The 15,597-nt window shown below is 64.7% G+C and carries 15 protein-coding genes; 11 read left to right on the plus strand and 4 right to left on the minus strand.

Annotated elements, in window-relative coordinates; genetic code table 11:
* Window positions 1-235: 235 nt before the first annotated feature.
* From ACLFLU_RS18605 to ACLFLU_RS18640, 8 genes are all read left to right on the plus strand, one after another.
* Complete coding sequence (locus tag ACLFLU_RS18605) at window positions 236-1,693, plus strand: 6-hydroxynicotinate reductase (protein ID WP_426414024.1); 1,458 nt, start codon at window positions 236-238, stop codon at window positions 1,691-1,693.
* Entirely contained in the window at window positions 1,690-2,586 is an 897-nt protein-coding gene (locus ACLFLU_RS18610; protein ID WP_426413607.1) for a UPF0280 family protein, read from the plus strand. The genes ACLFLU_RS18605 and ACLFLU_RS18610 overlap by 4 nt, the downstream gene beginning before the upstream one ends.
* A gap of 15 nt (window positions 2,587-2,601) precedes the next feature.
* Window positions 2,602-3,186 carry an amino acid synthesis family protein gene (locus ACLFLU_RS18615; RefSeq protein ID WP_426413608.1) on the plus strand — a complete coding sequence of 195 codons (585 nt, stop codon included), beginning with the start codon at window positions 2,602-2,604 and terminating at the stop codon, window positions 3,184-3,186.
* Between the two features lie 32 nt (window positions 3,187-3,218).
* On the plus strand, window positions 3,219-4,421 hold the full coding sequence (locus ACLFLU_RS18620) for an ABC transporter substrate-binding protein (protein WP_426413609.1): 1,203 nt from the start codon (window positions 3,219-3,221) through the stop codon (window positions 4,419-4,421).
* Between the two features lie 70 nt (window positions 4,422-4,491).
* Window positions 4,492-6,381 carry an ABC transporter permease gene (locus tag ACLFLU_RS18625; protein ID WP_426413610.1) on the plus strand — a complete coding sequence of 630 codons (1,890 nt, stop codon included), beginning with the start codon at window positions 4,492-4,494 and terminating at the stop codon, window positions 6,379-6,381.
* A complete protein-coding gene (locus ACLFLU_RS18630) occupies window positions 6,378-7,169 on the plus strand; it encodes an ABC transporter ATP-binding protein (protein ID WP_426413611.1) in 792 nt (263 codons plus the stop codon). Before ACLFLU_RS18625 ends, ACLFLU_RS18630 begins: the two co-directional genes overlap by 4 nt.
* Window positions 7,166-7,870, plus strand: coding sequence for an ABC transporter ATP-binding protein (locus ACLFLU_RS18635; RefSeq protein WP_426413612.1), 705 nt, complete (start codon window positions 7,166-7,168; stop codon window positions 7,868-7,870). The genes ACLFLU_RS18630 and ACLFLU_RS18635 overlap by 4 nt, the downstream gene beginning before the upstream one ends.
* 13 nt (window positions 7,871-7,883) lie before the next feature.
* Window positions 7,884-8,339 carry a MarR family winged helix-turn-helix transcriptional regulator gene (locus ACLFLU_RS18640; protein WP_426413613.1) on the plus strand — a complete coding sequence of 152 codons (456 nt, stop codon included), beginning with the start codon at window positions 7,884-7,886 and terminating at the stop codon, window positions 8,337-8,339.
* A gap of 158 nt (window positions 8,340-8,497) precedes the next feature.
* Here ACLFLU_RS18640 and ACLFLU_RS18645 read toward each other — a convergent pair whose 3' ends face one another.
* Window positions 8,498-9,694 (minus strand): amidohydrolase family protein, encoded by a 1,197-nt coding sequence (locus ACLFLU_RS18645; protein ID WP_426413614.1) that lies wholly within the window; start codon window positions 9,692-9,694, stop codon window positions 8,498-8,500.
* A gap of 157 nt (window positions 9,695-9,851) precedes the next feature.
* Here ACLFLU_RS18645 and ACLFLU_RS18650 point away from each other — a divergent pair, with 157 nt between their 5' ends.
* From ACLFLU_RS18650 to ACLFLU_RS18660, 3 genes are all read left to right on the plus strand, one after another.
* Window positions 9,852-10,625, plus strand: coding sequence for a ferredoxin--NADP reductase (locus tag ACLFLU_RS18650; protein ID WP_426413615.1), 774 nt, complete (start codon window positions 9,852-9,854; stop codon window positions 10,623-10,625).
* A 106-nt stretch (window positions 10,626-10,731) separates the two neighbouring features.
* On the plus strand, window positions 10,732-11,058 hold the full coding sequence (locus ACLFLU_RS18655; RefSeq protein WP_426413616.1) for a hypothetical protein: 327 nt from the start codon (window positions 10,732-10,734) through the stop codon (window positions 11,056-11,058).
* Between the two features lie 92 nt (window positions 11,059-11,150).
* Window positions 11,151-12,458, plus strand: a complete 1,308-nt coding sequence (locus ACLFLU_RS18660) for a cytochrome P450 family protein (RefSeq protein WP_426413617.1) — start codon at window positions 11,151-11,153, stop codon at window positions 12,456-12,458.
* On the opposite strand, the gene ACLFLU_RS18665 is transcribed toward ACLFLU_RS18660, so the two are convergent.
* The 3 genes from ACLFLU_RS18665 to ACLFLU_RS18675 form a co-directional block, all read right to left on the minus strand.
* Complete coding sequence (locus ACLFLU_RS18665) at window positions 12,359-13,609, minus strand: DUF763 domain-containing protein (RefSeq protein WP_426413618.1); 1,251 nt, start codon at window positions 13,607-13,609, stop codon at window positions 12,359-12,361. The genes ACLFLU_RS18660 and ACLFLU_RS18665 overlap by 100 nt on opposite strands.
* Window positions 13,610-13,701: 92 nt before the next feature.
* Window positions 13,702-14,502 (minus strand): ABC transporter substrate-binding protein, encoded by an 801-nt coding sequence (locus ACLFLU_RS18670; RefSeq protein ID WP_426413619.1) that lies wholly within the window; start codon window positions 14,500-14,502, stop codon window positions 13,702-13,704.
* A 10-nt stretch (window positions 14,503-14,512) separates the two neighbouring features.
* Complete coding sequence (locus tag ACLFLU_RS18675; RefSeq protein WP_426413620.1) at window positions 14,513-15,493, minus strand: tripartite tricarboxylate transporter substrate binding protein; 981 nt, start codon at window positions 15,491-15,493, stop codon at window positions 14,513-14,515.
* Between the last annotated feature and the right edge of the window lie 104 nt (window positions 15,494-15,597).

Below are 15,597 nucleotides of genomic sequence, written 5' to 3' on the forward strand. Positions count from 1 at the left end.
AAAAATTCCAGATCGCTCGAAATCTATGTCGCGACGATACCGTTTGTACACAAACGTGCAAGCGGCCATGCCGCAGTGCAGCGCAACTGCCCGCTTTGTGGACAAGGCAGGGAGGCAAATGAGGTTTTATTCGGCAGGCGCGCCTTTTCGCGCGCGGCGCCGCTTGACAGTGTTCAGGACCGCGCGCAACATCGTTCGTATACGAATGATAACCGCAATGTCTGCTGGCTTTGACATGGTGATGGAAACAACGGGCGCTGCCACCGACAAGATCCGCTGCGATGCCTGTCCGGTGATGTGCTACATCAAGCCGGGCGCGGCGGGCGCCTGCGACCGCTACGCCAATCACGACGGCAAGCTTGTCCGCGTCGATCCGCACATCATTCTCGAACGCACCGTGTCACAGGGCGGCAAGCTCGTGCCGTTCAGCCGCACCGAAGACTGGGACGGCAAGATCGTCCATGAGCCCTCGACCTTCGTGACCGCGATCGGCGCGGGCACGACCTATCCCGATTACAAGCCGGCACCGTTCATCGTCTCCTCCGAGGTCGACGGCGTCGACATGGTGACCGTGGTCACCGAGGGCATCTTCTCCTACTGCGGCATCAAGGTGAAGATCGACACCGACCGTTATCTCGGCCCGGAAACCGCGACGGTGCGCGCGCAGGGCGAAGCGGTCGGCCACGTCACGACCAGCGAATACGGCTCGCAGATGCTGTCGCTTGGCGGCGTGCATCATCTCACCGGCGGCTCCAAGAAGGAGGGCCGCGTCACCTGCGACACGCTGATGGACCTCGCCAATTGCAAGGCGGTGGAGCTCACCATCGATGGCGGCGCGAGCGTGGTGGTGCAGGCCGGCCAGCCGCCGATCGTCAACGGTGTGAAAGAAGAGCGCATGCGCGTCGGCTGCGGCTCGGCGACGATCGGCATGTTCGCCAAGCAATGGCATGGCAAGGTCGATGAGGTCGTCGTGGTCGACGACCACATCACCGGCGTGCTCAGCGAGCACCAGGCCGGCAAGTTGCTCGACATCGCCGACACCGGCATCAAGATGAAGGGGCGACGCTCGACGCCCGGCCGCTATTTCCAGGTCGCCGATCCCGGCACGGGGTGGGGCGGCACTGACATTTCCGACCCGCTGGCGATCCTCGGTCCGTTTGACGCCAAGGAGGCCAAGCCCGGCCTCTCGATGCTGATGGTGTCCACCACCGGCGAGCACTCCTCTTACTATGTGCTCGACGACGCCCTGAAGCCGGTCGAAACGGAAATGCCGGCCGAGCTGAAGTTTTCGGTCGAGCGCATTCAGGAAAATTGCGAGCCGGCGCTGTGCACCGTGCTGTTCATGGCCGGTGCAGGCGGTTCGTTGCGTGCGGGCGTCACGGACAATCCGGTGCGGCTGACGCGCTCGGTGAAGGACGCGCTGACGCGCGTCACCAGCGGCGGCGCTGCCGTCTATGTCTGGCCGGGCGGCGGCATCACTTACATGGTGGACGTGACGCAGATGCCTGCAGGCGCATTCGGCTATGTGCCGACGCCAGCGCTGGTTGCGCCGATCGAATTCACGATGAAACTGACCGACTATGCCGCGCTCGGCGGACACATGGACTATGTGAAGCCGCTCTCCGAGGTGAGGGGCGGCGAGGACGTCCGTCAGCTGCCCTGGCAGAATCCGATCCCTGGACGGCCGGCATGACGCGGCTCCCGCAAATCGCATTGCTGTCTGAAGGCCGGCGGCTGCATTTGCAGGATGGACCGATTGACCTGATCATTGAGGCGAGCGGTCCCGCGCACGAGGTGCGTGCGGCTTTTGAGGCTGCGGCGCGCCGCTTCACCGGTCTGCTCGACGAGCTCTGTGCGGAACTGCCGGAATTGCGAGCGGCCGCTCGGAACGAGACGTCGCTGAAGGGCGTGGTGGCGCGTCGGATGCACGCCGCTGCCGCGCCTTTTGCTGCCGATTGCTTCATCACGCCGATGGCTGCTGTCGCCGGCAGTGTGGCCGAAGAGATCCTGGCTGCGATGCTGGACGCTGCGTCGCTCGACCGGGTTTACGTCAACAATGGCGGCGACATCGCGCTGCATCTCGGGCGGGGCGAGCATTTTTCCGTGGGGCTGATGGATCGGCCTGATAGCGACGGGGTGATGCACGCCATGAGGGTCGATGCGAATGATCCGGTGCGCGGTATCGCGACCAGCGGGCGCCACGGCCGCAGTTTTTCGCTCGGCATCGCCGATGCGGTGACGGTGCTGGCGGCGACGGCATCGCAGGCCGACGCGGCGGCGACGGTGATCGCCAATGCAGTGGATCTGCCCGGGCATCCCGCCATCGTCCGGCAACCCGCCAACGAGATTCAGTCCGACAGCGATCTCGGTGCGCGTCTTGTCACCCGCGACGTCGGTGAATTGTCGCAGAGCGAGATCGCCACGGCGCTGGAATCTGGCGCGGAATGTGCACGGCAGTTATTCGATCGCGGATTGATCGAGGGTGCCGTGCTGCGGCTTTGTGGTGATATGCTTGTCATCGGACCTAAGGATATAAAAGAGCAACGACCGCGCCCGCTTGTGCTGGAGAACGCGGTCCGTGCCTGAACAGGGAAGCGAAACATGAGCGCGATCATCCGCAAGATCGTCACCGTCGTCGAAGAGACTCAGATGGAGATGGGCCGCCAGGTCTCGCCGCCGACCCGGCGTGCGGCTGCGATCGCCGTGATCGAAAATCCCTTTGCCGGAAAATATGTCGAGGACCTGTCGCCGCTGATCGCGATCGGCGAGGAGCTCGGCGAGTTGTTGGCGAAGCGTGCGGTGGCGGCGCTCGGTATCGATGGTTCCAAGGCGCAGAGCTATGGCAAGGCCGCTGCCGTCGGCGAGAACGGCGAGCTGGAACATGCCGCCGCGATCCTCCACCCGAAAATGGGCGCGCCGGTGCGGAAAGTGCTGAGCAAGGGCGCGGCGCTGATTCCGTCATCGAAGAAGCGTAGCGGCCCCGGTACGACGCTCGATATTCCGCTCGGCCACAAGGATGCGGCGTTCGTGCGCAGTCATTTCGACGGCATGGAAGTGCAGATCAACGACGCGCCGCGCGCCAACGAGATCATGGTCGCCGTCGCCGTCACCGATAGCGGCCGTCCGCTGCCGCGCGTCGGCGGCCTGACGGTTGCGGAGATCAAGGGCGAAGACGGTTTGAAATAGAAGACGTAGAGAGTTCAAAACTGGAGGTTGGGATGCGAGCAAGAAACTATTTTGTCGGCGCGGCCTTTGCGCTTCTGGCTGCCGGCATGGGCCATTCGGCCTTGGCAGAGGACATCAAGATCGGTGAGATCAACAGCTACTCGCTGCTGCCGTCCTTCACCGAGCCTTACCGCAAGGGCTGGCAGCTCGCCGTCGAGGAGATCAACGCGGCCGGCGGCATCAACGGCAAGAAGCTCGTCGTCATCTCCAAGGACGACGGCGGCAAGCCGGCGGATGCGCAGACCGCGGCCAATGAGCTTGTCTCCAGCGAAGGCGTGGCGATGCTGACGGGCACGTTCCTGTCCAACATCGGCCTCGCGGTCTCTGACTTCGCCAACCAGAAGAAGGTGTTCTTCCTCGCGGCCGAGCCGCTGACGGACGCCGTGACCTGGGCAAAGGGCAACAAATACACCTTCCGCCTGCGTCCCTCCAACTACATGCAGGCCGCGATGCTGGTGGAAGCCGCCAGCAAGCTGCCGGCCAAGCGCTGGGCGACGATCGCGCCGAACTATGAATACGGCCAGTCGGCGGTGTCGGTGTTCAAGAAGCTGATGTCGGAGAAGCGTCCTGACATCCAGTGGGTCGACGAGCAGTGGCCGCCGCAGGGTAAGATCGATGCGGGCCCGGTGGTCCAGGCCGTGGCGCAGGCCAACCCGGAAGCCATCCTCAACGTCACCTTCGGTCCCGACCTCGTCAAGCTCGTGCGCGAAGGCAACACCCGTGGCCTGTTCAAGGGGCGCGAGGTCGTGTCGTTCCTGACCGGCGAGCCCGAATATCTCGATCCGCTCAAGGAGGAGACGCCCGAGGGTTGGATCGTCACCGGCTATCCCTGGTACTCGCTCAAGACGCCCGAGCATGATGCGTTCCTGAAGGCCTACCAGGCCAAATACAACGACTATCCGCGCCTCGGCTCGATCGTCGGCTACCAGACCATCAAGGCAGCCGCCGCCATCCTGGCCAAGGCCGGCTCGACCGATACCGACAAGATGATCGCTGCGGCTGAAGGTCTGTCGATGCCGTCGCCGTTCGGCGAGATCACCTTCCGCAAGATCGACCACCAATCGACGCTCGGTGCCTTTGTCGGCAAGACCGCGCAGAAGGACGGCAAGGGCGTGATGGTCGACTTCTCCTACAAGAAGGGCTCGGACTATCTGCCCAGCGATGCCGAAGTCGAGAAGCTGCGGCCGAAGGATTGATCTCTCCTTATCTCTCTCTCTCCCCGCTCTTCGCGGGGAGAGGTGAATTCAGACCGAACCCGGACCGCCGATGGCCTTTTACGTCGTACAGTTTCTGACCGGTCTCGCCAGCGCAGCGTCGCTGTTCCTGGTGGCCTCGGGCCTGTCGATCATCTTTGGCGTGACGCGGATCGTGAATTTCGCGCATGGCGCCTTCTACATGATCGGCGCCTATATCGCCTTCACGCTGACCGAGCGCTTCTCCAGCGCGTTCGGCTTCTGGGGCGGGGTGGTGATGGCAGCGCTGGCCGTGGCGCTGATCGGCGTCCTCGTCGAGATGGTGCTGCTCCGGCGGATCTATCATGCGCCCGAACTGTTCCAGTTGCTCGGCACCTTCGGCCTGACCCTGATGGTCGAGGATCTCGTGGTGCTGATTTGGGGACCCGACGATCTCGTCGGCCGCCGCGCGCCGGGCTTCAAGGGCGCGGTCGATTTCTTCGGCCAGAACATCCCGAGCTATGATCTGTTCCTGATTGCGCTGGGCCCGGTCGTGCTCGGCATCCTCTGGCTGCTGTTCCAGCGCACGCGCTGGGGCGTGCTGGTGCGGGCGGCGACGCAGGACCGCGATATGGTTGCGGCGCTTGGCGTGAACCAGAAATGGCTGTTCACCTCCGTGTTCGCGGTCGGCGTCTTCCTCGCGGCCCTTGGCGGCGCGCTTCAGATCCCGCGCGATGCCGTGCATCACGCCATGGATCTGCGCATCATCGTCGAGGTCTTCGTCGTGGTCGTGATCGGCGGCCTCGGCAGCATCGTCGGCGCGTTCGTTGCGGCGGTGCTGGTGTCCGAATTGAATGCGTTCGGCATCCTCATCTTCCCGAAGATCTCGATCATCCTGGTCTTCCTGGTGATGGCGGTGGTGCTGATCGTCCGTCCCTGGGGCCTGTTCGGCAAGCCGGAGGCGGCCGCGCGCAAGACGCCGGGTCTCACCGTCAATCCCTGGCGGCCGTTGACGTCGAACGAGCGGCTGGCTGCGCTCGCCACCCTCGTGATCGCTGCGATGCTGCCGCTGTTCGCCGGCAATTACGCGCTGACCGTCGGCTCCGAGATCGCGATCTTCGTGATCTTCGCCGTCAGCCTGCACTTCTTGATGTCGGTCGGCGGGCTCGCGTCGTTCGGTCATGCCGCCTATTTCGGCCTCGGCGCCTATGGTGTCGCCTTCCTCGCGAAGATGGCGGGGCTGCCGATGATCGTCTGCCTCTTGCTCGGGCCGCTGCTCGGCTGCATGGGCGCGGCCGTGTTCGGCTTCTTCGCCGTGCAGCTCTCCGGCGTCTACTTTGCGATGCTGACACTCGCTTTCGCGCAGATCGTCTGGTCGATCGCGTTCCAGTGGGTGAGTGTGACCGGCGGCGACAACGGCATCCTGGGCGTCTGGCCTGCGAGCTGGGCGGCAAGCCCGTCGCATTTCTACTGGTTGGCACTCGGTGTCGCGGCGCTCGTGACTATTGCGCTGCGGGTCATGGTGTTCTCGCCATTCGGTTATGCGCTCCGCGCCACGCGCGACTCGCTGCTGCGCAGCGAAGCGGTCGGCATCAACGCCAAGCGCATCCAGTGGACCGCGTTCGTGATCGCGGGCACCACCGCCGGCATCGGCGGTGCGCTGTTCGCCTACCTCAAGGGCAGCGTCTTCCCGGATAATCTCGGCATCTCGCTCTCGGTCGATGCGCTGGTGATGGTGCTGCTCGGCGGCGTCGAGACGGTGTCGGGCGGGGTGATCGGCGCGATCGTCTACAAGGCACTCAACATCTGGCTGGTGAGCCAGACCGATCTGTCAAAGCTCGTGCTCGGCGGCTTCATCGTGCTGATCGTCGTCGTTTTCCCCAAGGGCATCGTCGGCATGCTGGAGCTGCTGGCGCAGCGCCGCAGCAAATCCTCGCCGCCGGGATCATCTTTGCTCGCCAAGCCGATCGAGTCCGCCGAATGAGCGTCGCACCCCCACTTCTCGCGGTCGAAGGCCTGACCAAATCCTACGGCGGCATCCACGCCGTGCGCGGCGTCTCGTTCTCGCTGCTCGCCGGGGAAATTTTGGCGCTGATCGGTCCCAACGGCGCCGGCAAGAGCACGTGCTTCGACATGCTCAACGGCCAGAACCGGCCTGATAGCGGCCATGTCCGTCTGCTCGGCGAGGAAACCACCGGCAAGAAGCCGCGCGAGATCTGGCGCATGGGCGTGGGACGCACCTTCCAGATCACCGCGACCTTCGCGACCATGACCGTGCGCGAGAACGTCCAGGTCGCACTGATCTCGCATGGCAAGCAGCTGTTCAATCTCTGGGGCTCTGCGCCGAATGTCGACCGCGGCGAGGCCGGCCGGCTGCTCGAACTTGTCGGCATGAGCGGCTATGCCGATCGTCCCTGCGGCGAGCTTGCCTATGGCGACCTCAAGCGCCTCGAGCTTGCCGTCGCGCTCGCCAATGATCCAAAACTGCTCTTGATGGACGAGCCGACCGCCGGCATGGCGCCGCGCGAGCGCGTCGAGCTGATGCGGCTCACGGCGCAGATCGCACGGGAGAAGTCGATCGGCGTGCTCTTCACCGAGCATGACATGGACGTGGTGTTCGAGCATGCCGACCGCATCATCGTGCTGAATCGGGGGACGCTGATCGCAAAGGGCTCGCCGGCCGAGGTGCGCGGCAATCCGCAGGTGCAGGCGATCTATCTCGGCGAGGGCTTGCTTTACGAGGGCGGGCATCGCGAGGGAGCCTCGGCATGAAGCTCGCGGTGCAAGACCTCAACAGCCATTACGGCCCCGCGCATATCCTGTTCGACATCGGTTTCGAGGTCGGCGAGGGCGAGGTGGTGGCGCTGCTCGGGCGTAACGGCGCCGGCAAGTCGACGACCTTTCGCTCGATCGTCGGCCTGGTCGCGCAACGAACCGGCCGCATCACGTTCGAGGGCAAGGACGTCTCTGCCAAGCCGACACATGAGATCGTGCGCGAGGGCCTCGGCTATGTGCCGGAAGAACGTCGCATCTTCACCGATTTGACGGTGGAGGAGAATCTCGAAGTCGGTCGCCAGCCCAAGCGACCGAATGCGCCGTACTGGACCCGCGAAAAGCTGTTCACGCTGTTTCCGAATCTCGGCGAGATGAAGGGCCGTCCCGGCGGCCGTATGAGCGGCGGCGAGCAGCAGATGCTGACGATCGCGCGCACGCTGATGGGCAATCCGTCGCTGGTGCTGCTCGACGAGCCCTCGGAAGGCCTGTCGCCAAAAATTGTGGAGCAGATGGTCGATGCCATCCTGACCATGAAGAAGGAGGGCGTCAGCATTGTCGTCTCCGAACAGAATTTGCACTTCGCGCGGCTGATTTCCGATCGCGCCTATATCATCGAGCGCGGCCGCATCTGCTTTGGCGGGACCATGGCCGAGCTCGACGCGCGTCCGGATATCCGCGACGCGCATCTGTCGTTGTGAAGGGCGGGAACGGATGGCGAGAAGCGTGGCGGCAAAGAAGAGCGTGAAGCAGGGCAAGCCGTCTTACGTGCTGGACGAGCAGGTCGGCTTCATCCTGCGCCAGGTCTGGCAGCGCCACAGCTCGATCTTCTCGCGCGACATCGGCACCAATCTGACACCGACGCAGTGGGCAGCATTGTCAAAGCTCGCCGAGACCGGGCCGTGCTCGCAGAACCAGCTCGGACGGCTGACCGCGATGGACGTTGCGACCATCAAGGGCGTGATCGATCGCCTCACGGCGCGCGGCCTGACGGAGACCAGCCAGGATCCCGAGGACGGACGGCGCCTCTTGGTGAGCCTCACGCGCGCCGGTCAGCAGCTTGCTGAAAAGCTCGCGCCGAATGCGATTGCGATCACTCGCGAGACGCTGGCCCCGCTCGATGCGAAAGAGCGCGAGCTGCTGATGGGGCTTCTTAATAAGCTGAGGTGAATTCACATTTCTGACCGTCACCCTGAGGTGGCCGCTTCTTCAGCGGCCCTCGAAGGGCGACGGCCCGTCTGCACCATCTCGGCCGTTCATCCTTCGAGGCTCGCCTTGCTGCGCAAGGCGTGCACCTCAGGATGACGGGTCTGGTGTTTGCGCAAAGATTACTTCGCCACCACCTCCGGCACCCGGCCTGCCGGCGGGGTATTGCGGCTCCGTTGCGTGCGTACGATGCCGTCGATGATGGTCATGCCGATGCCGGGGAGGTCGCCGAGCTGGACGCTCTCCAGAATGGTCTTGCCGGGCGAGTGCTGCGCCTTGTCCATGATGACGAAATCGGCGGAGCGGCCGACCTCGATCAGGCCGCAATCGAGCTGCCGCATCCGCGCGGTGTTGCCGGTGGCCAGGCAAAAGGCGATCTCGGCCGGCAGATCGCCGAGCGAGGACAGCATCGACACCATGCGCAGAATGCCGAGCGGCTGCACGCCGGACCCGGCGGGCGCATCGGTGCCGAGGATCACGCGATGCAGATCGCCCATCTCGCGCGCGATGCGCAGTGTGAACAGGGCCGAACGCTCATTGCCGTTGTGCACGAGCTCGAGGCCGCGCTTGCAGCCCTCGCAGATGCAACGGATCTGATCGTCGGGCAGGGCGGTGTGGCCGCCGTTGATGTGGCCGACCACGTCGGTGTCGGCCTCCAGCACCACATCCTTGTCGATCAGGCCGGAGCCGGGGATCGAGGGGCCGCCGGTGTGGATGGTGCTCTGGATGCCGTATTTGCGGGCCCAGCCGACCATCTTGCGGGCCGTCGGGCCGTCCTTGACGCCGCCAAGGCCAACTTCGCCGAGCAGCTTGACGCCAGCCGCGGCCAGCTCCTTGAAATCCTCCTCGACCATCTCGCATTCGATCACGGGCGCACCGGCGTGAACCTTCACGCCGCCGGGGCGCAAATTCCAGAATGCGCGCTGGGCGAAGATCGCCATGGCCTTCAGCCCGACAACGTCGCGCGGGCGACCGGGCATGTGCACTTCGCCGGCGGAAATCATCGTGGTGACGCCGCCATGGAGGTTGCTGTCGATCCAGCCGATCTGGTTCTGCCGCGGCGTCCAGTCGCCGGCGACGGGGTGGACATGACTGTCGATCAGGCCCGGCGCCACCGTGGTGCCGTTGGCCTCGACGATGGTGGTCGCGTCGTCCGTGTTGAGGTCCTTGAAACGGCCGATCGCGGTGATCTTGCCGTTCTCGGCAACGATGGTGTCGCCGTCCAGGATCGGCTTTTCCATCGCGCCGGACAGGATCAGGCCGATATTGCGGATCACGAGCTTCGAGGGTCCGGCGGCCTGGGGTGCGTCATGCGCCATGGAAGGGGCTCCTTATTCCTAACTGCAACGCTTCCGATCTTGGGCAGCCTTGACCGCGGGATCAAGCCGGATTATTCATTAGTATACGAATGATCGTGTACAAACGACGCATAGCTGGCCGCCTCGGAACCGCAATTGACGCGACAGGGAAGGTGAGATGAGCAATTTCAATCAGGAAAGCGTTTTGAGCGTCCACCACTGGACCGACACGCTGTTCTCCTTCAAGACCACCCGCAGCCCGACGTTCCGTTTCCGCAACGGCGAGTTCACCATGATCGGGCTCAAGGTCGGCGAGAAGCCGCTGCTGCGGGCCTACAGCGTCGCCAGCGCCAATTACGAGGACACCCTCGAATTCTTCTCGATCAAGGTGCCGGACGGACCGCTGACCTCGCGCCTCCAGCACCTGAAGCAAGGCGACGAGATCATCGTCAGCCGCAAGGCCACCGGCACGCTTGTCATCGACAACCTGGAGGACGGCCGCAACCTCTACCTCATCGGCACCGGCACCGGGCTGGCGCCGTTCCTGAGCGTGATCAAGGATCCCGAGACCTACGAGCGGTTCGAGAAGGTCGTGCTGCTGCACGGCTGCCGGCATGTCAAGGAACTCGCCTATGGCGAGATGATCACCGAGCACCTGCCGAAGGACGAGATGCTCGGCGAGTACATCCAGAACCAGCTGATCTACTACCCGACCGTGACGCGCGATCCCTTCCGCAACCGCGGCCGCATCACCGACCTCATCACCTCGGGCAAGCTGTTCGACGATATCGGCCTGCCGGCGCTGGAAGCAGCCCATGACCGCGTCATGATCTGCGGCAGCCCGGCGCTGGTCGCTGATACCCGCGTGCTCCTGGGCGAGCGCGGTTTTGTCGAAGGCAACCACGGCGAGCCCGCCCAGTTCGTGGTCGAAAAGGCCTTTGCCGAGCGCTGAGCCGCGAAGACCCGCACAATAACACCGTATTTTCGCCTTCGGCCGGGCGTTGCCCCGCCGATTCGGCGCGCGATACACTGTGGGAGCGAATCAGCGGAGTTCCCACATGGTTGCGGACAGCGACAGCAACATCGCCTGGCACCGGGTTCAGTTGAAGAAGAACCGCGCCGAGTTGAAGGCGCTGGAGACCGCGCGCTTCACGATGGGCGAGATCGCGTCCTCGAAGCGCGACGGCCAGACCCAGAAGGCGATCGGGGATCTCAGGCGCAAGATCGCGCAGTCCGAACGCGCGATCGCCGACCACGACAAGCGCACGCGCCGCCCGCTCGGCACCGACATGCAAAGCCTGAGCAATGGCAGTTGGAGTCATTGGGACGCGTACACCAACCAGCAGCAGCGTAAGGCCGGGCCGCGCTCGCCGGGGCGGGGCTAGTCCCGCTGCTCAAGAACGGCCGGTTCCGGCCCTTGCGCCCGCGGCGTCGCTCACCATCTCGTTGAGGCGCCATCAACCGGTTCGGTGATCCCATGGCACCGCGCATCGATTTCACCAGCGAGGCTTTCTTTCGCGATCCGCCCAAGGCCATCGCGGCCCTGCGGGTTGCCGGCCCTGTGGTCGCGACCCGCTTTCCGCTCGTCGGCGACGTCTGGATCACCACAACCCACGATGCGACCGCGCAGGTGCTGAAGGACAGCACGATCTTCACGCTGCGCAAGGAAGATGGCGAAGTCGCCGGCCTCCGCTGGTGGATGCCGAAGCTGGTCAGGACCATCGCCAACAACATGCTGACGATGGACGAGCCGGATCACACCAGGCTGCGCAGCATCGTGGACGAAGCCTTTCGCCGCCGCGCCATCGTCGCGATGGAGCCGCGCATCCGCGCCATCGCCGACGGCCTTGCCGATGAGCTGTTCGCCGACGGCAGCCCGGCCGATCTCGTCCAGCGCTACGCCCGCATCCTGCCGTTGTCGGTGATCTGCGAATTGCTGGGCCTGCCGCTGGCCGATCGTCCGAGGTTCATCGCCTGGGCGAATTCCATGTCGTCGCTGACGAATGTGGTCAGCTTCTTCCGGCTGCTGTTCGCGTTCCGCAAGATGCGCTTCTATCTCGAACAGCAGTTGAGACTGGCGCGCGCGCACGGTGGCGAGGGTTTGATTGCCGAGCTGGTCCAGGTCGAGCGGGAAGGCGGCCAGATCACGCCGGACGAAATGGTCTCTATGGTCTTCCTGTTGTTGGCCGCGGGCTCCGAGACCACTACTCATCTCATCAGCGGCTCGGTCTATGAGCTTCTCAGGAATCCGGCTCTGCGCGATTGGCTGGAACAGGATCGAAGCCGCATCGCTCTCGCCGTCGAGGAGTTCCTGCGCTTCGTCTCGCCGGTACAGTTCTCGAAGCCGCGCTATGTCCGGCAAGATATCGAGCTTGCGGGAGTGCGGCTGAAGAAGGGCGATCGCGTCATGGTCATGCTCGCCGCGGCGAATATGGATCCAGCGATACACGAGCAGCCTGAGCACCTCGACCTTACGCGCAAGCCGAACCGCCATATCTCCTTCGGTACGGGAATCCATTTCTGCCTCGGCCACCAGCTCGCGCGGATCGAAGGCGCGTGCGCGTTGGAAGCGCTGTTTGCGCGCTGGCCGAAGCTCGGACTTGCCGTCGATGCGTCCCAGATTCACTGGCGCAAGCGGCCAGGTCTCCGCGCCATAGCGGAGTTGCCGGTCGTCGCGGCGGACCGTCAGCCCGTCGATTTGCGCGACGCGACGACATCGCGCTCCCAGCCGAACACGGAGCGGCCGTCGAGATCGGGAGAGGCTGCACGTTCTCCCGCGATGTAGGTCTCGACCGATGGCCCGCTTGCGGTTCGTTCCAGCCGCCGTGCCTGGTCGTCGAGGCGCTTGATCGCCTGCATCTCCTCCTCGCGCCCGAGCTTTGCGTTCTGGATCGCGCCCTTCAGGACACGGATGGTCTCGTCATAGACCTTGATCGGGACGGGGTAGGGATGCCGGTCCTTGCCGCCATGGGCGAGCGAGAAGCGCGCAGGATCGTTGAAGCGATAGGGCGCGCCATGCACGACCTCGGCGACCATCGCCAGCGACCGCACGGTGCGCGCGCCGACGCCCGGCGTCAGCAACAGCTCGGGGAAGTCGACCGGGCCGCGCTCGGCGGCGGCAGCCAACGTGCCATGCAGGCGTCGCGCGAACACGTCCTTCGGACGGACGTCATGATGCGCGGGCATGATCAGATACGGCAGCATCGCTTGTGCCGGCTCCGGCGCAGTCCCGGTGAGGTGCTCGAATTCGCTGAGGATGCGATCGGGGCCGAGGTCTGAGAGAAGCTCGAGCTGCGCGGTGCGCGAGAGGTCGGCGCGGTGGTCGGTAAGATTGACGATTTCGCCTTGCTCGGGGCCGTCGATCGCACTATGCGGCGCATCGACAAAACTTTTCAGCGCCTCGGAATGCCAGTGATAGCGGCGGGCCTGGCGCTTGTCGCCGTTCATGCCCTGCTGCACCACCGTCCACTTCGCATCGGCGGTGACGAAGAAGCCGTGCAGATAGAGATCAAAGCCGTCCTGCACCGCCGCGCTATCGACCTTCGCCACCAATCGGCTGGCGCGGGTCAGCATTGCGCCGTCAAAACCAACGCGCTCGCCGAGCTGCAACAGCTCGTCCGGCGTTTTGCGCGAATGCTGGCCGCGGCCGCCGCAGACATAGATGCCGAGCTCGTCCTGGAGCGGGCCGAGTCCGCGCTTGAGCGCGCCGATCACAGAGGTGGTGATACCAGAGGAGTGCCAGTCCATCCCCATCACGGCGCCGAACGACTGGAACCAGAACGGATGCGAGAGCCGTTGGAGAAACGCGTCGCGGCCGTAATGAAGCACGATCGCCTGCGTGACGATCGCGCCCAGCGAGGCCATGCGGCTCGCCAGCCATGGCGGAACCCGCCCGGTGTGGAGAGGAAGATCGGCGCTGCCGGTCCGTCTGGTCATGATCGCCTAGCAATAGCGCAGTTCGGCGACGGTTGCACCGAGGGAATACTGAATTGCGCTGGACGGGAGCACGCGTCACCCAAGTCCGCGATCTATTCGCGCGTCGCCTTGGTCGCGCCGCGCAAGCCCGCCTGCTGCTGGATCGTGTCCAGCGCGCCGGACGACTGCTCCTCCGCGACGAAGCTGTTGAGCAGGGGAAGCGCGGCCTCGCGTCCCATGGGGATTGCGATGGCCATATGCTCGGCGCCCCAATTGCCGTCCAGGATTTTTGCGCCCGGCATCCGGTCGGACATTTCGAACAACGTCGGCTTGTTGGTGGCGTAGAGATCGATCTCGCCGTGGCCGAACATGGCGATGGCGATCTTGACGCTCTCGGCGGGAACGATGGTCGCGTTCTTGAATCTCGTCGGCAGCGTACGCTCGGAGGTCGAGCCCTTGGTGACGCCGATCTTCACGCCCGGCTTGTCGATATCCTCGATCTCTGAGATCGGCGAGTTCGCGGGAACGAGATAGCCGAGCTCGATCGCCAGCACCGGCTGGCTGAAGCTGACCTCGTTGGCGCGGGCCGGCGTAGCGTTGGTCACGGTGAAGTCGACCTGACCGTCGTGGATCGCGGTGACGATGTCGGCGACACGCTGAAATCTGACATAGTCGATGGGAACGCCAAGCCGTTTCGCCAACTCGCCGCCGAGGTCGTAGGCGAGGCCGTGCGGCTTGCCGGCTGCATCTGTCACCATCGAGGTCGGGCTGCCCGGATAGATGCCGACGCGCAAGCTGCCGCTCGGCGCCAGCAGTTTTGCTTCCCCGTCAGCGCGCGCGGGCGCGCCGAACAGGCTGGCGATCGCGAAGGCGAGCAGGGCGGAGTGCGAAACTCGGCCAAGCAAGGTCCTCATGTGAGAGACCTCACTGCGCGCGGATGTCGGCAGCCTTCAGCACCGGCTCCCATTTGGTCGCCTCGGCGTGCATGTAGGCGTCAAAGTCCTTGGCGGAGGAGCCGACCGGGGCTGCGCCAATCTTGCTGAGCGTCGACAGCACGTTCGGATCCTGCAGCGCCGCCTTCAGATCGGTCTCGAGTTTTGCGACGATTTCCGGCGGCATTTTTGCCGGGCCAAGCACACCCCACCAGACCGAGACGTCGTAGCCTGATACACCGGACTCGGCGACGGTCGGAACATCGGGCAGCGCCTTGGAGCGCTCGGCCGAGGTCACCGCGAGTGCGCGCACTGGGCCGCCTTCGAGCTGGCCGATGGCTTCCGCGAGCGGATTGATGCTGAGCGGGATCTCGCCCGCGATCACCGCGGTCAGCGCCGGCGCGCCGCCCTTGTAGGGGATCGCGACGATCTTGGTGCCGGACATGTACTTCAACAGTTCGCCGGCGAGATGCGCCGAGGTGCCGTTACCGGACATGCCGTAGGAGAGCTTGTCCGGCTCCTTCTTTGCAGCAGCGAGGAGATCGCCGAGCGTCTTGTAGGGACTGTCCTTTGCCACGACGATCGCGAGCGGCGAGGAGGCGACTTCGCTGATCGCGGTAAAATCCTTGAACGTGTCGTAGGGCACGCTCGGATAGATGAACTGGTTCAGCGGATGGCCGCTGGCAACCAGGATCAGCGTGTAGCCGTCGGGTGCGGCCTGCGTCAGCGCCTGCGAGGCGACGATGCCGCCGGCGCCGGGGCGGTTGTCGATCACGGGCTGCTGGCCCCAGGTTTTTGCGAGTGCCTGTCCGAGCGTGCGGGCGAGCACATCGACCGCGCCGCCGGCCGCGTAGGGCACGAGGATGTGGACCGGCTTGCTTGGATAATTGTCGGCGGCCTGCGCGACGCGGCCCGCCAGCAGCAGACCGGCGCCGAGCATCACGGCGCCGATCTTCGTGTTCAAACCCAGCATTATTCAGCACTCCCTGGAGCATTCGCGTCCGCGCGGTGGTCTTCCGAGCCGCTTCCGGACGTTGCCCGTGGTTTTTGTTGACGAGACCTGATCTTTTGTACGAT

Source organism: Bradyrhizobium ganzhouense, from assembly GCF_049949285.1.
In the GTDB taxonomy this organism is placed as follows: domain Bacteria; phylum Pseudomonadota; class Alphaproteobacteria; order Rhizobiales; family Xanthobacteraceae; genus Bradyrhizobium; species Bradyrhizobium ganzhouense.